The organism is Streptomyces flaveolus, from assembly GCF_044765825.1.
GTDB lineage: Bacteria > Actinomycetota > Actinomycetes > Streptomycetales > Streptomycetaceae > Streptomyces > Streptomyces flaveolus.
Map to the genome: position 1 here is coordinate 235042 of NZ_JBIWKU010000009.1, position 24377 is coordinate 259418.

A 24377-nucleotide genomic window follows, 5' to 3' on the forward strand; every position below is an offset into this window, starting at 1 on the left:
GGCGGTCAGCGATGTCAGTGGGTCAGTGGTTGCCGACCCATGGCAGGTCGATGGCGTCCATCCGGAAACTGCCGCGGTCGGGCCGCAGCTGGCGCTCGCCGACGGTACGGGCGGGCGGCGGTGTCCCCGCCGGGGCCGCGTCGGGCAGGTCACCCAGCGGCAGCGTGTAGTTGTTGGGGTTCTGGCCGGGCGTGGCCAGGTTCCAGTCCGGCCAGTCGCGGACCTGGTCCAGGGTGGATTGCAGGGTGCTGGGGCACACCGCCGACAGCCCCGCGACCAGCCGGGCCTCCTCGGCATCACCCCAGTTGGTGACAGGCTGGAGCAGGTTCGCACCCGCCGGGTTCTGCCGGGCCCAGCGCAGCGCCTCGCGCAGCTTCTTGCCCGCCCGGTTCTGGTGGACGATCTGGCCGCCGGGCCGGTTGACGTGCCAGCGCAGGATCATGCCCACGGCCCGCTCCGAGGTGAACACCTCACCGACCAGCGGACGATGGGCGCCCGTCCCGGTCCCGATGTTCGCCAGCACGTAGTTGTCGGCGGCCGGGACGCCCGGGAGGTCCGGCCAGGACAGCGACAGCACGTCCGCCACCCGCTGCCGGGCCAGGTCCCACATCGCATGGCGGAACTCCGGCTCCAGACGGAACGCCATGGCCATCCGGTAGGCCCAGTGCCAGCCGCGGAACTGGTTGAACTCGCGCACCTTGCGCGGCATCGCCACCGGACCGCCCTCGGACTCCCGGCTCGCGGAGGAAATGTAGGTGCGGGTGCCGGCCGCCCAGGTCGCCGCCGAGTTCCAGGCGTTCAGCACATCCACCCCGTAGGCGGCGAAGTGGCGCTTGAATGCCTGCGGATAGCGGGCTTTGAGCAGCGCCAGCAGGGCCCACAGCTCGCCCCGGTTCACGTCCCAGTTGTCGTCGACCGGCGCGGCCACGTAGGTCGGGTCCACATTGGGCGGCGCGCCCGGGTTGGTGCGAGGCGGGAAGGTCAGCACGGGGACGTCGGTCGGCCCGGCCGTCCAATGGTAGAGCCCGCCGGAGATGAAGGCGCTGTCGTAGCAGTTGAGCACATCGAAGAAGCCGATCGCCTCGACCTCGGCGACCGCTCTGATCACCTTGTACGTGGACAGCCGCCCGTCGGCCGGGTCGGCGTCCGCCGCCGCCACCAGATCGGCCAGGTCCGGCGGGGTGGTGGCGGGCGCGCGGGCGGGCAGCAGGCTCTCCGGCAGCACCTCGCTCGACGGGCGCCAGGAGGACGCCGGCAGGGTCACCAGCCCGCCCTCGAACTGCACGTTCACGCCGTGGGTCACCGGTGGGACGGCCGTGTCCTGCCTGGTGTAGACCTGGTGGTACCGGGCCCAGTGTCCCAGCGGAATCCGGGGCACCCCGGTCGGCACCCCGCCCGGCTGCGGTTTCCCGTACTCCGCGGGGACGGTGTACACGTCGCGGAAGTCGCTGACGCAGATGGTGTTGCCGGTGACGCCCGGCTGGGTGTGCCGCCACAGGTTGTCGAATCCGGGGACCGACGCACCCGCCGAGGTGAACGCCTCCACCACCACCGGGCAGCGGTACCGCTCCCGCTTCCACAGCGCGATGGCGAACCGGGTCTGGGCGTTGACCACGCCGCTGACCGGTCCCGCGTAGCGGTCCTCCTCTGGGCACCAGGCTCTCTCCAGACGCTCGGCCCAGCGGGCGGGCGGGGGGACCTGGGTGGTCTGGCGGGCGATCCGGTTGTTCCTGGCGTACGCCTGGAACTCCCGCACGCCCCACTCGGTGTGCGGGCCGAACACCCCCACCGGGTCACCCGCCACCACGGCGAAGCCCAGTTCCGTCAGATCTCGCTGGAGGTCACGGACATGGAAGCCGCCGCCGGGCGTCGCGGTTCCCGCGTACACCGCGGCGGTGGCGGCCGGGTCGTGGTCGCCGCGCTTGAGCGACAGGTTGGCGTACAGCCGGTCCACGTACATGCTCGGCCCGGGTGCGGCGGGCAGCACGAAGTCGGTGTACGGCCGGATGTCATCGCCCTCCTTCAGCAGGAAGTGGACGCTCTGCCGGACGGCCTGCAACTCGGTGGTGAAGACGACGGTGACGTCGGACAGCGCGTTCACACCGACCACCGAGGTGCCGCTGACCCAGTTGAGCAGCGCGTTGCGATGATTGGTCAGCGCGTTCACATAGTGCCGCAGTCCCAGGGTGCCCCCTGGTCCCGCGTCGGTCTCCGGGAGCTCGCCGGAGTCCTCGGGGTCCGCCGTCCCGCTGGTGACGATGTCGTACGGATCCACGCCCAGCGGCTGCCCAGGCCGCAGCCCCGCGCCCGGGCCGGACGGGTCGTGCTCGGCGGCGGTCAGTCCCAGGAACCAGTCGGGGCGCAGGTTCAGCCGGCGGTCGGGAGAGAGCGTGCCGGTCTGCGGGGGTCCTCCGCCCAGTTGCCAGGGCACCGGCGGCTGGTCGCCCGCCCGGAGCTGGGTCCCGGCCTGGACGGCGCCGACGGGCGCATCCCAGCCGATCACACGGGTCTGGCGGGTCGGCCCGGAGCGCCGACCAGCGGTGTGCAGCGCCCGGTCGTCGGAGCCGGTGCCCCGCAGTGCGCCCGCCGTCAGGTGCAGCAGCACCGACTCGGCCTTCACCGGGGTGCCCGCCGGGGTGCCCTGGACGCGATAGGCGTTCTCGGCGGAGAACCGCACCACGTCACCGTAGGAGTGGCCCACCCCGCCCGCGAGCAGCACCAGTTTGCGGCGCCGGATCCGGTCGGCGTCCGCCGGGGCCCTGCGGGTGGCCAGGCGGTTGAGCGCCCAGTGGTACCCGGCGGTGTCGGCGGCCCAGGAGTCCGACTGGTCCACTGCCGGTTCGGTGCCCTCGGTGACGGCCGTGGCCACCCGGTGCAGAGGCACCGCCGAGGCCACCAGCGTCAGGGTGTCCGGGCGGGCCTCGGGCAGCAGGTCGAGCATGGCCTCCAGGTCGGCGTCGCCCACCGGGCGGCGGTCCGGGCCGCCGGGCACGGCCAGCGAACGGCGGGTCGCGGTGTCCAGCACCAGCAGGTGCCAGCGGGTGCCGGTGACCACGAAGTGGTAGTCCAGCGCGCCCGCCGGGCGGATCAGTTCCGGGCTGGGCAGCCCGGCCCGCTGGGCGACGGCGGCGCAGTGGGCGTCCTCGCCGGGGACGGCGGCCGTCAGCCAGGCGGCCAGCTCGTTCAGCAGCGTCCGGCCGGGCGAGGTGGCCGCCGCGAACCGGTCGGGGGTGTTGCCCCAGGCCCGCAGCACGGCGTGGGCGGCCAGCGCGTTCTGCACCACCCGGCGGCCGGTGGAGTCGCCCAGCAGTCCGGTGGCGTCGGCGGTGCCGCCGTTCCACCCCCGGGTGACGTCCTGGCTGCCGAGGCCCATCAGCACCGGGACGTTGGCCAGCAGCCGCCGCACCTTGGGCAGCCCGGCCCGCAGTTCGGTCAGCCGCGCGCTCTCGTCCCGCCACGCCTCCAGCCGGGCCACCAGCGGCGCCTGGGCCTCGGTGGCGGTGTAGGGCGCCCGGTCGAGGACGGCGGTGCGCAGCGCCGCCGGGAAGGACGCCCAGCGCGCGTCGGGGTGCACGGCTTCTACGCCGGGCAGCGCGGCGGGCCACACCGCGTCGCTCCAGAGCAGCAGTTGCCCGGCGGTGTACTCGGCGAAGGAGAGCAGGTGGCTCGGCCAGGTGCCGGGTATCTTCGACGCGCCGCACAGCGCGGCCCGCTCACCGGGACCGAGCACCGCGGGCTGCTCGGCGTCGGCGGCGCGGGGCAGCTTGTCGTGCGGGATGCCCAGGGTGGCGACGGCGGAGCGGACCACGGCGAGCATGGTGGCGGACACGTCGTCGGCGGGTGACTGGTCGCCGTGCAGCAGGAGCAGGTGCGGCCGGACGGGCGGGGCCGGCGTGCCCTCGGCCGGCGGCGTCGGCGACGGTTGCGACGCGGCGGCGACGGCCTCGGCGAGCACGGTGTCGGCGTGGGCCAGCAGATCGGGACCGGCGGCGTGCGGCAGTCGCGGCCCGCCGTGCAGCACGCGCAGGTCGTCGGGGCCGCTGGGCAGCGCGAACCCGGGCAGGTCGGTCCCCGGATAGCAGAGCAACGCCCGGGCCTCGTCGGCCCCGGCCGCCACCACGCCCGCCTCCAGCAGACCCTGCCGGGGGCCCCCGGCGGCGGTGAAGACCACCCGGTAGCGGTATCCGGCACCGGCGGCCAGCGGGGTGCCGCCGGTCGCGGTGACCGCGACGACATGCGTCCGCGCGCCCAGCGCGACTGTCGCGGCGCTGCCGGTCAGCAGGGGCGCGGCATCGGCGGGCCCGTTGCCGGGCAGCACGTCGAGGGTGACCGTGCGGGCCTCCCGGGTCACCACGAACACGGTGACCGACCCCGGCTCCACCCGCCTGAGCAGCGGCCCGGCGACCACCAGCGGCGGCGTCGGCGAGGCGCTGCCGGGCAGGGCGACGGTGGTGGTCGCCGTGGTGGCCACGTCCGCTGTCTCTGTCGCGCCGGTCGCCGATTCGGAGCCGCCGAGCGGGCTGATCGTCGCCCCCACGGCTGCCGCCTGCGCGCGTAGATTCTGTCTCTGGTTCTGTCTCTGGCCCGATTCCGGCATGGCGAATCCCCCCAGTACGGCCATCCGGCCGCTCCCCCGAACACGTCCCCCGTGGCAGGCCGCCGCCCCACCGGTCCTGTTCCTGTCGCGGACTCCAGGGGGCTGCGAGGGACTGAGAATGACCTGTGAACGCGAGGCTTTTCAAGGGCTTCGCGAGAGATTTCGGGTGATCTTCGGCAATGCCGTGATGGAATACCAGATTCCATTGACAAAAGCGGAGTAACGGGATTCTGGATCGTGCGCGGGCGTACAGTGTCCTGCGCCCACCTCGGGTTCAGGCTTCTCCTGCCGCCCGGTACGAGCCGTACCCGGGCGCCGGGTTCTTCCGCGGCGGACGCCGCTCTGCCATCGTTGCCGTCACGACCCGCCACCTCGAGCGGGAAGACCACACCGACAACCGGCTTCCGGGGGGGCCTGGACAGGTGTCGTCGCGCTCTTCGGGGCGCAACTGCCGTTGTCGGACGCCGAAGCGGTGCGCGCGGGGCGTCCCCGACCAGATCGCCTGGGACCGGCTCAGGGCCCCGCGCGTCACACCCTTTTCCAAGGAGTCATGATGGCCGTACCGCTGTCCGCGAACGCTTTCGTCAAGGCACTGAAGGCCGAGGGCCTCACCGTCGTGGAGGTCGGCGACTGGCGGACCCACAACCGCAACAGCAGGGGCCCCTGGGGTCCCGTGCACGGGGTGATGATCCATCACACCGTCACCAAGGGCAGCGCCCGGACGGTGGACATCTGCCGCAAGGGGTACTCGGGACTGCCCGGCCCGCTGTGCCACGGCGTCATCACCAAGGACGGCACCGTGCACCTGGTCGGCTACGGCCGCGCCAACCACGCCGGCAGCGGCGACGACGACGTGCTGCGCGCCGTCATCGGCGAGCAGGCCCTGCCCGTCGACAACGAGGCCAACACCGACGGGAACCGGTGCTTCTACGGCTTCGAGTGCGAGAACCTCGGAGACGGTAAGGACCCGTGGCCGGCCGCGCAGCTCCTCGCCATCGAGAAGGTGGCCGCGGCGATCTGCCGGGAGCACGGCTGGAGCGAGCGCAGCACGATCGGGCACCTGGAGTGGCAGCCGGGGAAGGTCGACCCCCGTGGCTTCACCATGGCGTCGATGCGCGCCAGAATCGCCGAGCGACTGGGCGCCGAGTCGTCCAGCGGTACGGGCTCGCCGGACGGCACCACGTACACGGTGAAGCAGGGCGACACCCTGTGGTCCATCGCCGCCGGCAAGCTCGGTGACGGCAACCGCTGGCGCGAGATCGCCGCCCTCAACAAGCTCGCCGACGCCGACGAGATAGCGCCCGGCCAGAAGCTAAAACTGCCCGAGAAGTAAGGCCCGCGGGAAGCTCTTCACCCTTCCCCTGCGAAGGTGTGCCGTCCGCCTCTCCGACCTCGGAGGCGGCGTACGGCACACCCTGCGGGAGCGCCGTCCGCTGAGCGCCGCTCGGGCTCGGAGGTGCGGAGCACGGTGCAGGTATGGTGCCGCCGGCAGGCCCGCCGGCCCACCTGGCCCCGCTGCTCGGCCACTACGGGTACTGGGCCGTGGGCGCCGTGGTCTTCGTGGAGGACGTCGGCGTCCCCGCCCCCGATCGACGTCCTCGAGATCCCGGCCCCTCCCCCACCCTCGGGGAATCCGAGGAGGCGGGGCCGGTGCCTGGCGCATCGGTGTCGAGGTCGTACAGCGGCCACGGACGAAGGGGGTCGAGACCCTGCCGAAGCGGTGGGTGATCGAGCGGACCTTCGACTGCTTGATGCGGCACCGCCGCCTGGCACGGGACTACAAAACCCTGCCGCAGCGATCCCAGACGATGATCCACTGGGCGATGGCTAACCAAATGTCCCACGAACTGACCGGAGAATCCGCACCAGCGTGGCGAATCGAAACGGCCATGGCTTCGGCCCAGTGGTCATCCTCAGGTAGGAGAACGGCATCGTCGTTTCGCATGTGGACGGTCCCCTGCCTGCTGTGCAGCCACGAGGACCAGGTCACTGCAGTGGCACGATGCTCCGGCAGCACCTGGAAGGAGAGCCTTGGTACCTACCTGAGAACAGACTTTGGAGAGACCTTTCTCGTGGCTACCTTCCTGCACAGACTGGGGCGAACCGCCTTCCGGCGGCGCTGGCTCGTGACCCTTTTGTGGGCGGTGATCCTCGCTGGTGCCGGATTCGGTGCCGTCAAGGCTCCGGCCGCAGGGGACGACGGCGCATCGTTCATGCCCGGCATCGAGGCCCAGAAGGCCTTCGACCTGATCGGTGAGCGGTTCCCCGGTGCGGACGCCAATGGTGCCAACGCTCGCATCGTGTTCATCGCCCCCGATGGGGAGAAGGTGACGGCCGACGACAACCGCGCCGCCATCGGCGAACTGGTGTCCACCGTCGCCGAGGGCTCTCAGGTGGACAGCGCCGTTGATCCCTTCAAGAGCGGCGCGGTCAGCAAGAACGCCTCGACCGCCTACGCCACGGTCACTTACAAGGTCAACGCCGGCGACCTGACCGACACCACCAAGCACAGCCTCGAGAAGGCCATCGAAGAGGCCCGCGAGGCAGGGCTCACGGTGGAGGTGGGCGGCACCGCTCTCGCCTCGCAACCATCCGCGGGAGGTTCGGCCGAAGGGATCGGTATCGCCCTCGCCGCAGTCGTCCTGCTGATCACCTTCGGCTCCCTGGCCGCAGCCGGGCTGCCGCTGCTGACCGCCGTCATCGGCGTCGGCGTCAGCATGTGCGCGATTCTGGCTCTCGGCAGCGCCCTGGGGCTGTCCATGACCACCGGCACCCTCGCCTCGATGCTCGGACTCGCGGTCGGCATCGACTACGCCCTCTTCGTGGTCTCCCGCTACCGCGAGGAGCGCGCGAACGGACACGACCCACGGGAAGCAACCGGCCTCGCCGTCGGCACGGCCGGTTCCGCCGTGGTCTTCGCCGGCCTGGCCGTGATCATCGCGCTCGCCGGCCTGTCCGTGGTCGGAGTACCGATGCTGACCAAGATGGGTCTCTGCGCCGCCGGAGCGGTCGCCATCGGCGTCCTGGTCGCACTGACCCTGGTGCCCGCCTTGCTCGGGATGTGGCCGAACGCTGTCCTGTCCCGCAGGGCCCGCAAAACCGGGAAGTTGAGGGGTGGCACCGGATCCCGTTCCGTGCTCCCTGCCAACGGCGGCACCCGTTGGGCTCGCTTGGTGATGAAGCGGCCCGTAGCGGTCCTTCTGCTGGGCGTGGCCGCTCTGGGAGCCCTGGCGCTGCCCGCCACTCAACTGGAGATGGGCATGCCCGGCGACGAGGCGAAGCCGGCATCGACGACGGAGCGACGTGCCTACGACGCACTGGCCGACGGCTTCGGCGCGGGCTTCAACGGCCCGCTGACCATCGTAGCCGACGTCCGGGAAGCCGCCGACCCCCAGGCGGCCACGGCCGCGATGGCCGAGCAGATCAAGGACACCGACGGCGTCGTGTCCGTCACGCCCCCGCAGTTCAACGAGGCCGGGGACACCGCCCTCTTCTCCGCCGTGCCGGCCACCGGCCCGAACGAGGAGGCCACGAAGGACATCGTCCAGACCATCCGGGCGGAGCGCCCCGGTCTGGAGGCGGACACCGGTGCGACCTTCGAGGTCACCGGCAGCACCGCGATGAACATCGACGTCGCACAGGCCCTGCAGGACGCCCTGGTGCCTTACCTGGGCGTCATCGTGCTGCTGTCCCTCCTGCTGCTCCTGGTGGTCTTCCGCTCGATACTCGTGCCCCTCAAGGCTGCTCTCGGGTTCCTGCTGTCGGTACTCGCTGCGCTCGGCACGGTCGTCGCGGTCTTCCAGTGGGGCTGGGGTGCCGAACTGCTGGGCGTCGAGCAGACCGGCCCGATCATGAGCCTCATGCCGATCTTCCTGGTGGGCATCGTGTTCGGACTGGCCATGGACTACGAAGTCTTCCTTGTCGCCCGTATGCGTGAGGCGTACGTCCACGGTGAGCGCCCCGGTCAGGCGGTGGTGAGTGGCTTCAGGCACAGTGCCCGCGTGGTCGTCGCCGCGGCCGTGATCATGATGGCGGTCTTCTCCGGCTTCATCGGATCCGGAGAGTCCATGATCAAGACGATCGGGTTCGGTCTCGCCGTGGCGGTTCTCTTCGACGCCTTCGTCGTCCGCATGGCCCTGGTGCCCGCCGTACTGGCCCTGCTGGGGGACAAGGCATGGTGGCTGCCCCGGTGGCTCGACAAGGCACTGCCCCGAGTCGATGTCGAAGGTGCCGGGCTTGCCTCACAGGCTCCGACATCCGCCCCGACGGGCGGGGAGACCCGAGAGCCGGCCCGCACCGCCTGAGACGAAGCAGGCTCAGACGCGCCGCGGTGCCGTGCAACGGTGCCGCGGCGCGTCTGTCACCCTGAACCGGCCAGCGCCACCTCGGAGTATGACGATGAGTGCACGATGGAAAAACCGCGCCGCCGACCGTCCCTACCTGGTCCAAGCGGCCACTACGGGCATACTGCTCGCCTTCACCGTGGGCGGTGTCCTGCTCACCCGGGCGGTAGTGGCGAAGGAGGAGACCCTCGTCCTCTGGCCCGGCCTCGTGCTGTCCGCCCTGGCCTGCGCGGCCCTGCTGCGCCGCCGCAGCCACCCTGTTCTCGTACTGCTGGTGACCACGGTGTGCGTCATGACCCAGGGTTTCCTGGGATACCTCCTGACCCCGCTGCTCATGGGGCCGATGCTGGTCGCGCAGTACACCGTGAGCCTGCGACCCGATCGCAGGACCACCTGGTACAGCGCCCTGGCAGCCGCGGCCGGAATCGCGCTCACCGGCTTCATCACCACGGACTCTCCGCACGAATGGATCATCGGCTTGGTCAATCCGGCGGCCTGGGTCCTGATGGTCGCCTCCTTCGGCAGCTACGTGCGCGTGCGCCGCGAGTACGCCGTCGCTCGCGCCGACCATGCCGCCCAGGAGCGGGATGAGGAGGCCCGCCGGCGGGTGATTCAGGAGCGCATGCGCATCGCACGCGAACTGCACGACGTGGTCGCCCACCATCTCGCGCTCGCCAACGCCCAGGCCGGCACCGCCGCCCATCTGATGCGGACCCGGCCCGACCAGGCCATCGCCATGATCGAGAAGTTGCCGGAAGTGACGGCCTCAGCCCTGCGCGAGCTCAAGGCCACCGTCGGCCTGCTGCGTCAGGAAACCGACTCCGAGGATCTGGCTCCCGCACCAGGCCTCGAGCAGATTTCAGGGCTCGTCGAGACCTGTGCTTCAGCGGGCCTGGATGTCTCCGTCACCCGCGTGGGCCAGCCACGACGACTCACGCCCGGCATGGACCTCACGGCCTATCGGATCGTCCAGGAAGCACTGACCAACGTCACCAAGCACGCCGCCACACCCTCCGCGCGGGTCCGGCTGGACTACACCCCCCACTACCTGACGCTCACCATCACCAACGAAGCCGGCTCACCTGCCTCGGCCGCTGCCGACTCCCGTGGCTTCGGACTGCTCGGCATGCGCGAACGTGCCCTCTCGGCAGGCGGAACATTCCACGCCGGCCCGCGGCCCGGAGGCGGTTTCGAAGTCGCCTGCACGCTCCCCCTTCCCAGCTCCGAGGAGAGCACCTCATGACCATCCGCGTTCTGCTCGCCGACGACCAGGCGCTGCTGCGGGCCACCTTCCGTATCCTCATCGACTCCGACCCGGACATGACGGTCGTGGCGGAGGCAGCCGACGGGCAGCAGGCCGTGCAGCTGACCCTCGAGCACCAGCCCGACATCGTCCTCATGGACATCCGCATGCCCGGCATCGACGGACTGGCGGCCACGGCCGACATCTGCGCCCGGACCGAACTGTCGGGCACCCGGGTCTTGATCCTCACTACGTTCGAGAACGACGAGAACGTCGCCAACGCCCTGCGGTCCGGGGCGAGCGGCTTCCTCGGCAAGGACGTCGGAGCCGACGTCCTGCTGGCAGGCATCCGCACCGTGGCAGCGGGAGACTCCCTACTGTCCCCCACGGCCACCCGGGCACTGATCACCCGCTTTCTGGCCTCCCCGGCCGACCACGTGCCCCTCACCGCGCCGGAACGTCTCACCCTGCTCACCGAGCGCGAACGTGAAGTCATGGCGCTGGCCGCGCTGGGCAAGTCGAACCACGAGATCGCCGATCAGCTGGTCCTCAGCCACCTGACCGTACGCAGCCACATCTCCCGCGCGATGACCAAGCTCAACGCACGCGACCGGGCCCAACTGGTCGTCATCGCCTACCAGAGCGGCCTTGTCCGACCGAGCCTCGACGGTTGACGCGCAGAACCGGCGTGATCACCGCCACGGCACGCCCCCGGTGCCATCCGGCCGACACCCCACCACCCCCAGAGTGCCAGCGGCGAGTCGGCGCAACCTCCCGACAGTGAGGACAGAGGGCCGCTGAAGGCTGCCCGGTTCGTCAGTCCTGCACCGCATTCCGTGCACCGTCCAGTCGGCGTTCTCTCCGCCCTGGCGCTGTCGCCCGCCTCCCCCGTGGCGGACTTCCGCATGGCCGACGGGCTGGCCGACCTTCCGGCGGGCGGACTTGCGCTTCGTTCACCGCTCCTCCCGGGCCCCGGACAACGACCGCTTCGGCTTCTGCGCCCGCTCGCAGCCTTTCAGGTCCGGGATCCGACTCATGGCGTCATCGACCGGTCCGCCGGACCCTTCATCGGAACTCGTGCCCGACATCGTCCTTCGGCGGCGTGATCCAGAAGGCTTACGCCTCTGGGGGCGGCAACTGATCGTGGCTCAGGTCGTCGCGCACCGCGCAGGTAGCGGACGGAATGGCGGTAACGGCTCGTCCACCGCACCGTCCCCGGCGAACTCGGCCACAGCGTCCGGCACGATCGGGCCGGTGGTTGAGCGTCTCGCGGGTGCCCCAGTCCGCGGAGCGTCCCTGCCACGGATGCTCCGCGCCGCCCGGCTACAGCAGGCCACCGACCTCCCGCCGTGCCGTCGCCGACAGGGGCGCCGTCTACGCGATGAACCGCAGGCGGCCTGTCTGGTCGCAGCGGCCCAGCAGCAGCGTCGCCGGCGCGGTCACCCGGCCCGTCACCGAGGCGACGACCGCCTCCGCACTGGCGCGAGCCCGCACCATCAGCCAGCCCCTACGGCCCGGCTGATACCGCTGCGACAGGCCCTTGACGACGACGCAGTCGATACCGGCCGCGCCCCACGCCGGATCCAGCCAGTCCTCGGCCATCGCCCGGTCGGTGGTGGCCGGGCACAGGACGAACGGCGCGGTCGGCACCGCCCCCGCGAACAGCGCCTCCAGCCGGGCCCGCCGCGCCTGGTAGGGCTCGTCCAGGAGCGGGCCGTCGGCGGTGTCGAGGACGTCGAACACGATCAGATGCGCCGGGGCGGTCCGAGCGGCCTGCCAGGCACCGGCGCCGCGGTGCCGGGCCCGCTGCTGAAGCTGGCCGAAGCCGAGACGTCCCTCCGTGGCGACGACCAGCTCGCCGTCGAGGACGAGCGGCACACGAAGAGGCAGCCGCACGAGGCGGCGAGCCGCGTCATCGTCCTTTTCATGCACCCGCTGAAGTCAGGGGCCGGCGTTGGACGTCAAGCTCTGAGACATCGTCAATTTTGGTCGCGGCACATCGAACGGGACTGACACAGTGATCCCTATGGAGTGCCCTCCTGACACCGTGTTCATCTTCGATCGCGACGAGGACCTCTTCGTCTTCGAGTCCTTCGTCCACGCTACGAACTGGATCGAGGTGATTGACGTAGATGAAGGTGAGTACACAGCGGTGTACTCACCGGACGGCGGCGTGTTGGCGCTGACTGCCCCCGAAGGTCCAGAGGCATCGGTCGTGCTGGCCAGGACCGGCGGCGTGGACCTGGGTGATCTGGAGAGGAGAGTAGCCCGCTACTGGCGCCGCCACCAGGCAGGTCAGCCCCCGCGTGACCCGCTACAGACAGCGCGATTTTTGGTCGAGAGGGACAACAGGCCACGCAGGAGCTGGCTGAGCCGGGTCACCGGCCTCGTGCGACGCGACACCGGTGGGGTCAGACCAATACAAGGGCCCCTGTGATGACTTCACCGCACAAGGCGGCGGTAGCCGATGAGAACTGCGGCTATGCCGACGAAGGCGAGGAAGTGCTCGGCCTTGTACTCATGGCGCCGGTGCAAGCGACGGCAGCCGGCCGGCCAGGACACCGTCCTCTCGACGACCCACCGGTGAACGGCCCAGCCGCTGCGAGGACTCGATGCCTCCGCGCGCGATGCGGTGGCGGATTCCTCTCTTGCGCAGCCATGGGTGCAGGTGGTGGTAGTCGTATCCCTTGGCGGCGTGGACCTTGGCCGGACGTCGGCGGCGCGGGCCGCGGCGACAGCGGATGGGCGTCCGGAACGTCATCCACGCGAAGGACGCCTCGGTCTTCCGCACCGGTGCCGCGCCCCAGGCGATTGCTGCCCTGAGAACCCGGCCGTCGACGCTACGGCCCACTGACTGCACCAACATCACCGTTGGCTTTCGCCAGCAGTCTCGCAACCCCCGCCCGCCGTCTGATCACCTTGTTGCATCATCCGAGGAACGCCGAACTCAGCGACAACGACGCAGTTCTGCGGGGAACTCGATCCTCCGGCATCGTCTCGATTTCCTTGGCTTTCCCACTTGCGCCCGTCGGGCTCTGGGATGAGAGTGGAGGAAGGAAATACATCACATTTCCCGGCTTTGTGCGTGGAAGCGGCAGTGCCCTCGCCCGCCGGTGTTGTCGGATCGCCCGGATACACCCAGCGTGAGTGCGCACCTCCGGCTTGCGAGACACTACATCCAACCTCCCCCCGATCCACCCGGGAATACGGGACAGCTCCTAGCGACCGACGCGCCGCCACGCTCACCATGGCACCTCACGCGTCTGTACGCCAAGAGCTCATCGGCTTCACGAACAATTCATAGCCCTCATCACTGACGTTCACCAGTCAAGCAACCATAGATGCCTTCCTTCGATGATCAGGCAGGGATACGGAAAGTCACCAGATGGCGAATTTGCCGCACTGGAAGGTTGAGTTTTAGACACATGAACGAGCCTCGTCCGGCGCGATGTGACAATCAACGGCCACATTGCTAAGCCAGGCACATCGGAAAGGGATCAGCCATGGCGAAAGTAGAGGGAACAAGCAACACGGATGACGCGGTTCTCGGAGTCAGCCAGGCTCCCGGGAAAGCTGGCGTTGCCGGTGTTGACGAAAACGGCGGCAACGGAGTATACGGTCGCGGCCTCAACGGCCTGTGGGGGCACGGAAAGGGGGGAGACGGTGTTCTGGGTCTGACCGAATTGGCTGCCAAGGCCGGCGTCGCCGGAGTGAACGACCACGGCGGAAACGGCCTGTACGGCAGGGGCCGGGTCGGCGTGACGGGAGAAGGAAAGGGCGGGAACGGCGTCCACGGGGTGAGCGATACCGACGACGGTGTACTGGGAGAAGGCACCATCTCCGCCAAGGCCGGCGTCGCCGGAGTGAACGACCACGGCGGAAACGGCCTGTACGGCAGGGGCGCGAACGGTGTCTACGCTTTGAGCAGCGCACCCGGGGGGAGGGCCGGGTTCTTTGACGGCGGCGTCCTCGTGACGGGAAACATGCAGGTCAAGGGTGATCTCGAGCTGCTCGGGGGGGATGTGGCCGAACAGTTCGACCTTGCTCCGCAAGGAGGCGACGCGGCCGAGGTCGGCCCAGGCGCGGTGGTCGTCTTCGACGGCGAAGGCGCACTGGCACCGTGCAAGCAGGTTTACGACACACGAGTGGCCGGCGTGGTGTCAGGCGCTGGTGATCGCGTGCCGGCGCTCATCCTCGACCGCAGAAAGCGTGCCAAGTGTGCTGGCATCGCGGTAGTGGGCAAGGTGTGGTGTCGAGCAGACGCCTCCGCGCGAGCCATTGAGGTTGGAGACCTTCTCACGACCTCGTCGACGCCAGGACACGCGATGCCGGCAGTCGACCGCGAGGCGGCATTTGGCGCCGTGCTGGGGAAAGCATTGACACCTCTCCCCTCGGGCAGCGGGCTGGTTCTTGTGCTCGCCGGCCTCGCCTGAACCGTAAGCGAGAAAGAAACCGTCACTCCGGGCCCGCTGGTCGAATTTCCTCAGCGAGCCCGGCTCACATGACCAACGTCCAGTCTCGAAAGGGAAGAGTAATGGCTTTTCGCAGTGTCCGCATACGGGTGGACAACATGTCCGCAAGTCCCCTCTCGCTGGTTGACGCCCCCTTGGAGCATGGAGAATTCACCAGCGCGGGAGCGCCGCCGGTTACAGTTGGCCCCGATCAGCAAGTGGAATGGCGGGCCGCGTCCAACGGAGTCCTGACAGGAACGGAGGGGAAAGTAACCTACCGGCTGTCGGGAGGCGAAACGGTCACCATCGGCTGGGCAAACCCGGCCGTTGGGAACACCTTCTTCAGTTTCCAGATAGCCGACCCCGGCGGAAATTTCACGTTCTTTTCACGGCATTTCTCGCTTAAGCCGGGAGAAGAACCAGACGCACCGCTTTATGTCGTCACACAGGGCGACATGGACGGTTCCGGTCAGATCATCCCCCTGCCCTTCCAAGAACACCTCAAGCCTCACGCCTGGTTCGACATCGGCCTTCGCGATCGACGTGAACCCGTGCGCCTCGGGCGGTGGCTACGGTCCATAGGCGTGAACCCCGCCGGAGGGCTGCGCGCGATCCAGAAAGGCAGATTCAATGTCAAGAATTTCCGAACGCTCATGGCGCCGCCGCCGGATTGGAATGGGGTAATCGTATAAAGCGGGAAGAATGGAGTTCCAGGCCAGAGCCCCGGGTCGTTGAGAGGTTGTGAGGCGCCTTCTCGGTTACTGAGACCTCGCGCCTGTGGCAGCCTGACGTCATGCCAGCCGAGCTGCGAGAACATGCAGGCGTCACTACGCCATCCCGTTCCACTACGCCCTGCCCGACGATGCCTGGGCTGCTGAGCTGAGCGAGGCCGTGTCGGCACCAGCCGCGTGGGCCGATAACCCCAGCGCCGAGAGGCACTTGCCTGGAGCCGCCTTCTTGGTGGCGTTCGTCCCCGACGGGGATCCGGACCTGGAACCGACCGTCCACATCCACAGCCATGATGAACACGTCATCTCCTACGAGATCATGCGCTGGTTCATGGAGAAGGTGGCCGAGCAGGTCGAACGCTGCCGCATCGCGTTCGAGCAGGACGGGCGGGAAGCAGTGGAATGATCTCGCCGCGCCTGGTGTGGTCACAGCATCGGAGCCGTCCTGGACAGCCCCGTTGACCGGGCTGAGCCCGCGTGCATTCGGGAAGCTCGTGACGGATCTGCGGCGCGAGGGCGCGGACGCGGTCCGCAAGGGCCGGCCGTGGAGCCTTCCGTTGCAGGACCGGGCACTGCTGGTGGCCGCCGCGTACTGGCGCACGAATGTGACGATGCGGCAGCTCGCTCCGCTGTTCAGCGTCTCAAAGTCGGCGGCGAACCGCATCACGCTTTGGGCCGGGGACGGCGGCGAGGACACCAAGCACTGGCTGCACATCCTCACCGAGATCAAGAACTGCGGCGTGAACGACGTCCTCATGCTGGTCTGCGACGGGCTCAGGGACCTGACGGTAGTCGTAGCCCTTGTCACCGTGCAGCTTCCCGGGCCACCTGCGCCGTGGGCCGTGAGCGGACGGGCGGGATACCGCCGGCCAGTGGGATGAGGGCCTGGCTGCCGTGGAGGTTGGCGGCGGAGATGCCGATCGAGAGGGGTAGGCCCCGACGAGCGACGAGGAGGTAGATTTGGACGGAGTTTGGCCCACACCCCCGTCCTCGCTCAGGTCTTCCGGCTCCCGATCTGACCGTCAGGTGCCGGTGCAGTCCGGGTCAAGAGGGAGCAGAGGCGTGATCGTGTGCGTGGTCTGCTGTCCGGCCGGGCCTGAACCCGCGGCGGACGAGCGCGGTCAGGGAAGGTCCTCCGCGGAAGCACCACAGGGCGATGACCGGATCACAGATGGCGCATGCCAGGGATGAGTCGTGGTAGAACGGCAGGATCGGATTGCCCTTGAGGTGGTGGGCCATGTCCCAGGCCGTATGGAGCAGCCAGCCGACACCGATGAAGGCCCAGGAGTCCAGGCCGCGGTAGGCGACGTAGGCCATGAGTGCGACGAATGGGAGCTCCCACGGGCCGAATCCGCCCCCGCTCAGATAGGCAGCGCCGGCTCCGCCCACCATGATCGCGTTGAAGTGGCGTCGGTGCGGTTCTTTGATCAGGGACATCAGCAGGCAGTAGATGATGCCGACGATCACCGGTGACACAAGGTTCATGAGGGGATGTCATCTTTCTCCTGGGGGCGTGCCGAATCGCCGCGGTCGGGCTGTCGCAGCGCGAGCAGCCCGCCGGCGCCCGGAACGAGGGCCAGGACCTTGACGGCGGCCCGGGCCTGCCTGAGGCGCCAGGTCGTGATGACGACGAACAGGTAGGCGCAGCCGTGGGTAGGGCCCATCAAGGATGAGATGGGCTTGAGGTGGATGGTGAACACGTTGGTCAGCATCACGATCAGGGAGATCAGCTCGGCGTGAGCCGCGATGCGCAGATGGAGTGGAGGCCGGAAGTGCATGGTCATGCCCCCGTGGTGGAGCCGGGACGGATGATCATCACTACGGTTACGGTGGCCCAGAGCAGGTTGAAGATGCCAGTGGCCATGGCAAGGCGGCGCGGCGTCACGGGAGTTGGCGCTGGCAACTCCGAGGCGGAACCCGTCGTCCCGGCCAGAGCGCGGGCCTGGGCGGGCAGGATCAGGAGGGTCAGTACGCCGGCGGCCGTCGCGGTCAGCAGTGTCGAGGCGATCAGCCAGGCGTCGCCGAGGACACCGAGACTGCTGGCCGTCGCGAAGCCGAAGAGGGGAACCGCGATACCAATGCCCGCGTAGACGCGGCAGATGCGGTGCAGCGTCTGCAGAGTGGTGCGGGCGTTACCGTCGTCGCAGTCGCCGAGGGCGCGGCGCAGCGTTGCGGGAAACATGCTCGCGGCTACCGTGACTGGGCCGACGGCGATGATGGCGGCCAGGACGTGCAAGGACAGAAGAAGCTTGGTCACGCCTGGTACTCCGGGGTGGTCTGGCGTTCGCCGGTGACCTTCGAAGACGGAAGACGGCCGGCTTTGGAGGTGCCCTGGAGGGTGTCGTCGTTCACTGTCACGTCGAATGTCAAGTTCAGCCGCATGGGCTTGGTGACGGTCTGCTTCCAGGTGAGCCGGTCGCCGGCCAGGGTGATGTCGGCGAGTGCTGTTTCCTCGCCGGCTCCGTGGGCGACGCCGGTCAGGATGCCGTCCTGCTCACAGAGTTCGACCACGGCATTGATCTTGCCGATAGGGGTGGAGATGGACAGGTTCCAGGTGCCTTCGACGGACATGCTGAAGTTCTTCCTGACTGTGCAAGGGGAATGGTGAGCGACTGATCTGCGAAGGGCCAGGTGCTCAGAGGGCGGTGGGCGTCGGGCCCTGCGCGCGCCAGACAGTGCCGCGCCGCTCGTGGGAGAAGAGCACTTCGACGGCGTGCGCGACGCGGGGGCCCACCTCGCGCTCCAGTAGGTACAGGCCCAGATCAAGCCCGGAGGTGACGCCGGCGCCGCTGATCAGGTCGCCGTCGTCCACGATGCGGGCGCGGACCGCGTGCGCGCCGGTGGCGTCCAGCATGTCGAGGCCCATGTGGTGGGTGGTGGCGTGACGTCCCTCCAGCAGGCCGGCCATGGCCAGGACAAGCGAGCCGCCGCAGACGGTGGCGACGGCGACGTCCGGGCCGTCCATTGCCTGCTTGAGGAGTGCGGGGAGCTCGGTGGTCAGCGTCCGGCCCAGCAGCACCGGGATGAACTCGTCCTGCTTCCACTCGCCGGCGCCCACCTCTTCTTCCGGCACCTCGCCGGGTTCGCCCACGCGGCCGGAGGCGCCGGGCACGAGAAGCATGTCCGCCCGCTCCAGGTCAAGGGCGCCGGCGGCGCGCAGCGCCAGTCCCCCGGTGCCGCTGATCACCTCGCGGGGGCCCTCTGCGGAGACCAGCTCGACAGTCACCGCGCCCCCCGATGCCGTACCACCGGCGTACAGCACCTCATAGGGGGCGACGACATCGAGCGGGTCGAAACCGTCGAACAAGACGATCTGGATGTGCATGGGGCCGCTCCTGCGGGGTCGATCTCTCTCCGACGCGTTGAAGTCAACCGTCCGTCGACCCGGTCGCCCAGTGGCACAAGTGACAGCTTTCAACGAGAAATTGCCATGCGCCTCCGAGGGCTTCTGAAGTGCAGTGACATGGGTTTTCCCGGATGCCGGTCCGTATCCGTCGTGCGGTGATGGGGTAGGTTCTGGCCATGCACACAGTCGCCGTGCTCGCGCTGGACCAGGTGATCCCGTTCGACCTGTCCACCCCGATCGAGGTTTTCTCTCGGACCCGTCTGCCCGACGGGCGGCCCGGCTACCAGGTCCGGGTGTGCGCCGAACGCGACGAGGTCGACGCCGGCGCCTTCGCCCTGCGTGCTCCCTGGGGTCTGGAGGGGCTACGGGACGCGGACACGATCATCGTGCCGGGCGTCACCGATCCCACGGTCCCGCTCTCCACCGCCGTACGCGACGCGCTGAGGTCGGCCGCCACCGACGGAACCCGGATCGCCTCCATCTGCGTGGGCACCTTCCCCCTGGCCGCCACCGGGCTCCTCGACGGGCTGCGCGTCACGACCCACTGGCGCGCGGCCGAGATGCTGTCCGCCCGCCACCCGGACGTCGACGTCGACCCGGACGTCCTCTACGTCGACAACGGCCAGTTCCTCACCTCGGCCGGCGCGGCCGCGGGCATGGACCTGTGCCTGCACATGATCCGCCGGGACTACGGATCGGCGGTCGCCGCCCACGCCGCCCGCCTGTCGGTGATGCCACTCGAACGCGACGGCGGTCAGGCGCAGTTCATCGTCCACGACCACACCCCCGCACCGAAGGGCTCCGAACTGGAGGCGCTGCTCACCTGGCTGCGGGAGAACCTGGCCCGCGATCTCACCCTGGCCGACATCGCCGCGCAGTCCGGGACCAGCACCCGGACCCTGATCCGGCGGTTCCGTGACCAGACCGGCACTACCCCGCTCCAGTGGCTCCACCGGGCCCGCATCCGCCAGGCACAGCACCTGCTGGAAACCACGGAGCACTCCGTTGAGCGCATCGGCGGCCAGGTCGGCTTCGGCTCGCCCACAACGTTCCGCGACCGCTTCAAACGCACCACCGGCGTCAGCCCGCAGACCTACCGACGCACCTTCAGCTGAACCAGTGACTCGGAGCCGCCGTCGGTCCCACTACTTACAGTACTGATCTTTTCGTAGGTTCGGTGGGTGTAGTGGGCGGATGCTCAGGCCGGCATGGGCGAGGAATGACCATGGAAGTCGGGGGTTCGCGTTGATGCGGTGGCTGCCTTGCTCGGTGGCGTCGGCGACATCGACGAGGTTGGCGAGGTTGGCGAGATCACGCTTCTTGAGTGAGGACCACAGCAGTTCCACCGGGTTCAGCTCGGGAGCCTAAGCGGGTGATCGTTCCAGGGTGAGCCAGCCCTGCTCGGCGACCCAGGCCCGCATCGCCCGGCTCCAGTGGGCGGAAAAAGGAGAAAGGGAGGACCCGGCAAATGGAGGCACAGTGACTCACGGAGGCACCGGAACCTGGGTGGGAGACCAGGTGCGGCCGAACGTCGATCTCCGTGATGATGGCGGTGGCCGAGGCCGGCCGGGCGAGGTGCACATGACCCGGGCCCGACCGGTCACGGGATGCAGGAGCGGAGACCGGCGCCTGTTCATGCCTGTCGGCGGGGACAGGACCGAGGTGGCCCGGCAGGGGGCAGCGCGGCGGGCCACCGGCACCACCCGGCCCTGTGCGCTTCGATGGCTACGGCAGTTGCACGAACGGCGACAGGAAGGCGCGCGCTCCCGGAGTGTCCAGCCGGTAGGTGACATTGGTGGCGTAGCACGGGCTGTCGCCGGTGACGGTCGTCGCCGCGAGGATGCGCTTACCGCCGATGACGGCGAAGTTGGGGCCGCCCGAATCGCCGTAGCAGGCACCTCCGTTGCCCTGCGGCGCCGTCATGGCGAGGCGCACCCAGGCATCGTTGAGGGCGTTGAAGCTCACTGGCGCCTTCATCCTGACACCGCCACCCGGATGAGTGTGGCCGCCCGGTCCGTTCACTGCCTCCTGGGTGCCGTATCCGGCGACGACCCAGTCGGTGGAGTTGAGCTTCTTCGGCCCGAGTGCTGCGAGCTGGTTGGCAGTCGGCAACGCGGCCGGGGTGAAGGACCAGCGTGACTTCAGCTGCGCGGCGGGGAGTTCGACGACCGAGATGTCGTGCGTGTCGGAGGCCGGTCCCGGGTAGTCGGAGTGGCTGTGGGCCGTGCCCTGAACGGCGACGGCTCTCGCCTGGGCGGCGGGGTCACCGGGGTACTTCTTCGCGGCGGCGTCCAGGTCGGCCTGGACGTCCTGGCTGAGCGAGACGTGGAATCGTACGTTGTCCGGCCAATCGGTTGTGCAGTGAGCGGCCGTCAGGAATGTGTCCGCGTCGATCATCGTGCCCGAACAGACCCAGTCGACGCGGTCCGGGGTGGCCGGGTTGCCGTCGTCGTCCCAGGTGGCCACGAGGGCGCCGACCTCGGTGCGCTCGGGGGCGGGGGTCGCGTTGTAGGAATTGATCGCGGACGAGGGCGACGCAATGGCGAGCACGGTGGCGCAGGCGGCCGCAGTGACGGCGGTGGCGCGTATGGCGGTCAAGGAGAAGCCCTTCTCTGGGTATGAATCGGGTTTCCTTCTGTGGACGGTGGGTGCATTGAAGCGCTTGTGATCGTCTACGGCAAGACAGTTCGCGGGTTCACCCGGATCAGCAGGCCGATCGGACCTCTCCGGCCGGACACTGCGCAGGAGATGGCGTGAGCGCCACTCCAACCGGCCGTCGAAGGCGCTGTCCACCAGGTCCGCGACATGAGCATGCGCTGGACGTGGCACGCAGGCTCGGCGGTGGGTCCAGAAAGGTCGACCACCGGCCCGCGGCCGCACCGCGCTCGACCGCGTGTCAAAACCGCTGGGTCCTGCGGAGCCGTGCGTGAGGCCCCAGCGTTTGATGGCCTTCAGTTGGGCGCGGAACGACTGCACCGAGATCGCCTTGTCGCGGTCGTCCGTGCGCTCCTTCAGCCGCGCCAGGAATTCGCGCGCCGCCCGTTGGCCGCCCTCGGTCTGGGTGAAGAAGCGGTAGTGCCGCAGCGTCGCCTTCAGCATGTCCTGGACGGTGAGGGACGTCGACAGGCCGAGCAGGTCGACCTGGTCGAACCCGAGGGCCCGGATGAACAGCACGGTGTCGCGGGCCATCGCCTCGATGGTGTCGGGTGTGGAGCCGCCGGACGCGCCAACGCCGCGGTTGTCGTAGGTGATCACGCGGCGTCGGGCGGCCAGTCCGTCGACGACCTGCGGATCCCAGTTGTCCAGGACCGCGGACAGGTGGTCGAGCGGGATCAGCGGTACGCCGTCGTCCGGGCCGAGCTGCCGGTAGGCGAAGTTGACGCCCTGCAGGGCACGGGGGTGTGGGGGGCTTCTCGTTGTGACGGCCTGCCTCGCGTCCGGCTGGGCTGTGCCCGCGCTCACGTCATGGAGACGACGACTTTCCCAGCCTTCGCGCGTCCCTTTTCGACGTACTCCATGGCCTGGAGGGTCTCGTCGAACGGGAAGACGCGGTCGACGACGGGACGGACCTTTCCGGCGTCGATGAGGGGGGTGAGTTCGCGCAGTTGGTCGCCGCTGGCTTTCATGAACAGGAACGAGTACGTCACGCCGTGGCGCTTGGCATCGCGCCGGGTCTTGAAGCTGAGGGCGGTCATAGCCAGGCGGAGGAACGGGTTCAGGCCGAGTTCGCGGGCGAAGGCCGGGTCGGGCGGGCCCGCGACGCTGATGGCCCTGCCACCGGGCTTGAGTACGCGCAGGGACTTGGCGAGGTTCTCGCCGCCGAGGCTGTCGAGGACGACGTCGTAGCCGTCGAGGACCTCTTCGAAGTCCTGGGCGCGGTAGTCGATGACGACGTCAGCGCCGAGGTCCTTGGCCAGGTCGACCTTGGCGGTGCTCACGGTGGTGGCCACGTGCGCGCCCAGCGCCTTGGCGAGCTGGACGGCGATGGAGCCGAGGCCGCCGGCGCCCGCGTGGACGAGGACCTTCTGGCCCGGCTGTACGTGGGCCCGCTCGACCAGTGCCTGCCATGCGGTCAGCGCGACCAGGGGAAGGGATGCGGCCTCGGTCATGGTGAGCGTGGCCGGTTTGGGTGCCAGGTCGTCCTGATGGACGGCGATGAGTTCGGCGAAGGTGCCGATACGGTCCTTGTCGGGCCGGGCGTAGACCTCATCGCCCACCGCGAAGCGGGTGACGGACGGGCCGACCCGGACGACCGTCCCGGCGAGGTCGTTGCCCAGAACGAGCGGGAGACGGTAGGGCAGGAACGCTTTGAAGTCGCCGTTGCGGAGCCTGAGGTCCAGCGGGTTGACGCCCGTCGCGTGGATCTTGACCAGGACGTCGTCGGCACCTACCCGGGGGTCGGGTAGCTCGGCGGCACGCATCCCGGCTTCGCCGCCGTACTTCTCGACCATGAAAGCCCTCATCGTCGCCTCCGTTCCGTGTCCCGTCCGTGAGGACGAGGGTCTCCGTTCGGACCGGGATTGTCCCAGTGCGAACTAGTTCGTGTTGTCTTTCTGGGTGCGGCGCAGGCGCATTGGGCCCTCGGCCGCGTCCGGCGATCAGGCCACCGGAACGACCGGGGTGGTGATCCGGTCGGCGGCGCCTCCCTGGAGGCGGTCCAGGGAGGCGGCGATCCCCTCGTGAGGCACACCGAGCGGCACCGCGCTGACCTCAGCCAGACGGGTGAACTGCGCGTCGGTCAGCTGGGTGTCGAGGGCGCCTAGGTAGCTGTCGAGCTGAGAGAGGGTGCGCGGGCCGATGATCGGGACGAGCGTGGCCACGGAACGGGCGGCGCGCTCGCGCACCCAGGCCACCGCCACCTGGGCGGGCGTCACGCCGGTCTCCTCGGAGATCGCCAGGACGGTGTCGACGACGGCGGTCTTCTGACCGGTGCTCTCGGTGTGGATGACCATGCCCAGATCGCTCAGGCGCCCCTCGGCCGAGCTGCGGTACTTGCCGGTGAGCAGACCGCCGCCGAGCGGCGACCACAGGGCGGCACCCAGGCCCAGGCTCTCGGCCATGGGCAGGAGCTCGCGGTCGGCGGTGCGTTCGACGAGGCTGTACTCGTGCTGAATGCCCACGATCGGGGCCCAGTCCTTCAGGTCCGCGAGGGTTACCGCGCGCGAGACGCGCCAGGCGGGGAAGTTGGACAGCGCGGCGTGGTGGATCTTGCCGGCGCTCACCAGGTCGTCGAGTCCGCGCAGGAGCTCCTCCATCGGAGTGAGCTCGTCGGGGAAGTGCACCCACAGCAGGTCGATGTAGTCGGTGCCCAGGCGCTTCAGGCTGGCTTCCACGGAGGCAACCATGTTCTTGCGGCTGTTGCCGGTCTTGGAGATGTCCGGCTGCGGGGCGGCGCCGAGGGTGAACTTGGTGGCCAGTACGAAGTGGTCGCGGTCGGCGGAGATCAGCTTTCCGGTCAGTTCCTCCGACTCGCCGAACTGGTAGCCGTCCGCGCTGTCCAGGAAGGTGCCGCCGGCCTCGGCGAACCGGTCGAAGATCCGGCGTGCCTCGTCCGGCTCGGCGCCCGCTCCCCATCCGGTGCCGAAGTTCGCGGTGCCGAGCGCGTATTCGGAGACGCGCAGTCCGGTCCGGTGCCCGAAGGTCGTGTAACGCATGAGATGTCCTTGCCT

General features: G+C 69.3%; 19 protein-coding genes and 4 pseudogenes. 11 read left to right on the plus strand and 12 right to left on the minus strand.

Going from position 1 to position 24377, the window contains the following annotated elements:
* Positions 1–22: 22 nt before the first annotated feature.
* Complete coding sequence (locus ACIRG6_RS26595; protein ID WP_403324790.1) at positions 23–4471, minus strand: peptidoglycan-binding protein; 4449 nt, start codon at positions 4469–4471, stop codon at positions 23–25.
* A gap of 679 nt (positions 4472–5150) precedes the next feature.
* Between ACIRG6_RS26595 and ACIRG6_RS26600 the strand changes: the two genes are divergently transcribed.
* The 4 genes from ACIRG6_RS26600 (at position 5151) to ACIRG6_RS26615 (ending at position 10857) form a co-directional block, all read left to right on the plus strand.
* Positions 5151–5930, plus strand: a complete 780-nt coding sequence (locus ACIRG6_RS26600; protein ID WP_403324865.1) for a LysM peptidoglycan-binding domain-containing protein — start codon at positions 5151–5153, stop codon at positions 5928–5930.
* A 739-nt stretch (positions 5931–6669) separates the two neighbouring features.
* Entirely contained in the window at positions 6670–8901 is a 2232-nt protein-coding gene (locus ACIRG6_RS26605; protein WP_403324866.1) for an MMPL family transporter, read from the plus strand.
* A gap of 94 nt (positions 8902–8995) precedes the next feature.
* Positions 8996–10183 (plus strand): sensor histidine kinase, encoded by a 1188-nt coding sequence (locus tag ACIRG6_RS26610; RefSeq protein ID WP_403324791.1) that lies wholly within the window; start codon positions 8996–8998, stop codon positions 10181–10183.
* A complete protein-coding gene (locus ACIRG6_RS26615) occupies positions 10180–10857 on the plus strand; it encodes a response regulator (RefSeq protein WP_403324792.1) in 678 nt (225 codons plus the stop codon). Before ACIRG6_RS26610 ends, ACIRG6_RS26615 begins: the two co-directional genes overlap by 4 nt.
* Positions 10858–11557: 700 nt before the next feature.
* Here the strand turns inward: ACIRG6_RS26615 and ACIRG6_RS26620 are convergent.
* Positions 11558–12061, minus strand: coding sequence for an ATP-dependent DNA ligase (locus tag ACIRG6_RS26620; RefSeq protein ID WP_403324793.1), 504 nt, complete (start codon positions 12059–12061; stop codon positions 11558–11560).
* A 169-nt stretch (positions 12062–12230) separates the two neighbouring features.
* On the opposite strand from ACIRG6_RS26620, the gene ACIRG6_RS26625 reads away from it, so the two are divergent.
* The gene (locus tag ACIRG6_RS26625; RefSeq protein WP_403324794.1) at positions 12231–12620 is read left to right on the plus strand and encodes a hypothetical protein; all 390 of its coding nucleotides are present in this window, start codon (positions 12231–12233) and stop codon (positions 12618–12620) included.
* A gap of 5 nt (positions 12621–12625) precedes the next feature.
* On the opposite strand, the pseudogene ACIRG6_RS26630 reads toward ACIRG6_RS26625, so the two are convergent.
* Positions 12626–13022 (minus strand): annotated as a pseudogene (locus ACIRG6_RS26630) (IS5/IS1182 family transposase); the annotation flags it as partial.
* Between the two features lie 664 nt (positions 13023–13686).
* On the opposite strand from ACIRG6_RS26630, the gene ACIRG6_RS26635 reads away from it, so the two are divergent.
* From ACIRG6_RS26635 to ACIRG6_RS26655, 5 genes and pseudogenes are all read left to right on the plus strand, one after another.
* Positions 13687–14616 (plus strand): hypothetical protein, encoded by a 930-nt coding sequence (locus ACIRG6_RS26635; protein WP_403324795.1) that lies wholly within the window; start codon positions 13687–13689, stop codon positions 14614–14616.
* A gap of 68 nt (positions 14617–14684) precedes the next feature.
* Positions 14685–15326 carry a hypothetical protein gene (locus tag ACIRG6_RS26640; protein WP_403324796.1) on the plus strand — a complete coding sequence of 214 codons (642 nt, stop codon included), beginning with the start codon at positions 14685–14687 and terminating at the stop codon, positions 15324–15326.
* A 268-nt stretch (positions 15327–15594) separates the two neighbouring features.
* Positions 15595–15768, plus strand: a complete 174-nt coding sequence (locus tag ACIRG6_RS26645; RefSeq protein WP_403324797.1) for a hypothetical protein — start codon at positions 15595–15597, stop codon at positions 15766–15768.
* 16 nt (positions 15769–15784) lie between these two features.
* Positions 15785–16030: pseudogene (locus ACIRG6_RS26650) on the plus strand (helix-turn-helix domain-containing protein); the annotation flags it as partial.
* Positions 16031–16168: pseudogene (locus tag ACIRG6_RS26655) on the plus strand (transposase); the annotation flags it as partial.
* On the opposite strand, the pseudogene ACIRG6_RS26660 reads toward ACIRG6_RS26655, so the two are convergent.
* From ACIRG6_RS26660 to ACIRG6_RS26685, 6 genes and pseudogenes are all read right to left on the minus strand, one after another.
* A pseudogene (locus tag ACIRG6_RS26660) lies at positions 16142–16322 on the minus strand (IS5/IS1182 family transposase); the annotation flags it as partial. The pseudogenes ACIRG6_RS26655 and ACIRG6_RS26660 overlap by 27 nt on opposite strands.
* 84 nt (positions 16323–16406) lie before the next feature.
* Positions 16407–16847 carry a DUF6010 family protein gene (locus tag ACIRG6_RS26665; protein ID WP_403324798.1) on the minus strand — a complete coding sequence of 147 codons (441 nt, stop codon included), beginning with the start codon at positions 16845–16847 and terminating at the stop codon, positions 16407–16409.
* Positions 16844–17146: a DUF3817 domain-containing protein gene (locus ACIRG6_RS26670; RefSeq protein ID WP_403324799.1), complete on the minus strand. Its 303-nt coding sequence runs from the start codon at positions 17144–17146 to the stop codon at positions 16844–16846. Before ACIRG6_RS26670 ends, ACIRG6_RS26665 begins: the two co-directional genes overlap by 4 nt.
* Positions 17143–17619 carry a DUF2269 family protein gene (locus ACIRG6_RS26675; protein WP_403324800.1) on the minus strand — a complete coding sequence of 159 codons (477 nt, stop codon included), beginning with the start codon at positions 17617–17619 and terminating at the stop codon, positions 17143–17145. The genes ACIRG6_RS26670 and ACIRG6_RS26675 overlap by 4 nt, the downstream gene beginning before the upstream one ends.
* Complete coding sequence (locus tag ACIRG6_RS26680; RefSeq protein WP_403324801.1) at positions 17616–17933, minus strand: hypothetical protein; 318 nt, start codon at positions 17931–17933, stop codon at positions 17616–17618. The genes ACIRG6_RS26675 and ACIRG6_RS26680 overlap by 4 nt, the downstream gene beginning before the upstream one ends.
* A gap of 64 nt (positions 17934–17997) precedes the next feature.
* The gene (locus ACIRG6_RS26685; RefSeq protein WP_403324802.1) at positions 17998–18687 is read right to left on the minus strand and encodes a DJ-1/PfpI family protein; all 690 of its coding nucleotides are present in this window, start codon (positions 18685–18687) and stop codon (positions 17998–18000) included.
* Positions 18688–18884: 197 nt separating this feature from the next.
* Here ACIRG6_RS26685 and ACIRG6_RS26690 point away from each other — a divergent pair, with 197 nt between their 5' ends.
* On the plus strand, positions 18885–19823 hold the full coding sequence (locus ACIRG6_RS26690) for a GlxA family transcriptional regulator (RefSeq protein WP_364684223.1): 939 nt from the start codon (positions 18885–18887) through the stop codon (positions 19821–19823).
* A 610-nt stretch (positions 19824–20433) separates the two neighbouring features.
* Here the strand turns inward: ACIRG6_RS26690 and ACIRG6_RS26695 are convergent.
* The 3 genes from ACIRG6_RS26695 to ACIRG6_RS26705 all read right to left on the minus strand — a co-directional run bounded on the left by ACIRG6_RS26695 (position 20434) and on the right by ACIRG6_RS26705 (position 24362).
* A complete protein-coding gene (locus ACIRG6_RS26695; protein ID WP_403324803.1) occupies positions 20434–22170 on the minus strand; it encodes an alpha/beta fold hydrolase in 1737 nt (578 codons plus the stop codon).
* Positions 22167–23171: an NADP-dependent oxidoreductase gene (locus tag ACIRG6_RS26700; RefSeq protein ID WP_403324804.1), complete on the minus strand. Its 1005-nt coding sequence runs from the start codon at positions 23169–23171 to the stop codon at positions 22167–22169. Before ACIRG6_RS26700 ends, ACIRG6_RS26695 begins: the two co-directional genes overlap by 4 nt.
* A 135-nt stretch (positions 23172–23306) precedes the next feature.
* Positions 23307–24362, minus strand: coding sequence for an aldo/keto reductase (locus tag ACIRG6_RS26705; RefSeq protein ID WP_403324805.1), 1056 nt, complete (start codon positions 24360–24362; stop codon positions 23307–23309).
* Positions 24363–24377 lie beyond the last annotated feature (15 nt).

Coding starts and splice junctions, on each gene's coding strand:
- ACIRG6_RS26640 (WP_403324796.1), top strand. CDS start 14,685: ATGACCAACGTCCAGTCTCGAAAGGGAAGAGTAATGGCTTTTCGCAGT.
- ACIRG6_RS26615 (WP_403324792.1), top strand. CDS start 10,180: ATGACCATCCGCGTTCTGCTCGCCGACGACCAGGCGCTGCTGCGGGCC.
- ACIRG6_RS26690 (WP_364684223.1), top strand. CDS start 18,885: ATGCACACAGTCGCCGTGCTCGCGCTGGACCAGGTGATCCCGTTCGAC.
- ACIRG6_RS26610 (WP_403324791.1), top strand. CDS start 8,996: ATGAGTGCACGATGGAAAAACCGCGCCGCCGACCGTCCCTACCTGGTC.
- ACIRG6_RS26635 (WP_403324795.1), top strand. CDS start 13,687: ATGGCGAAAGTAGAGGGAACAAGCAACACGGATGACGCGGTTCTCGGA.
- ACIRG6_RS26680 (WP_403324801.1), bottom strand. CDS start 17,933: ATGTCCGTCGAAGGCACCTGGAACCTGTCCATCTCCACCCCTATCGGC.
- ACIRG6_RS26685 (WP_403324802.1), bottom strand. CDS start 18,687: ATGCACATCCAGATCGTCTTGTTCGACGGTTTCGACCCGCTCGATGTC.
- ACIRG6_RS26705 (WP_403324805.1), bottom strand. CDS start 24,362: ATGCGTTACACGACCTTCGGGCACCGGACCGGACTGCGCGTCTCCGAA.
- ACIRG6_RS26670 (WP_403324799.1), bottom strand. CDS start 17,146: ATGACCATGCACTTCCGGCCTCCACTCCATCTGCGCATCGCGGCTCAC.
- ACIRG6_RS26700 (WP_403324804.1), bottom strand. CDS start 23,171: ATGAGGGCTTTCATGGTCGAGAAGTACGGCGGCGAAGCCGGGATGCGT.
- ACIRG6_RS26665 (WP_403324798.1), bottom strand. CDS start 16,847: ATGAACCTTGTGTCACCGGTGATCGTCGGCATCATCTACTGCCTGCTG.
- ACIRG6_RS26600 (WP_403324865.1), top strand. CDS start 5,151: ATGGCCGTACCGCTGTCCGCGAACGCTTTCGTCAAGGCACTGAAGGCC.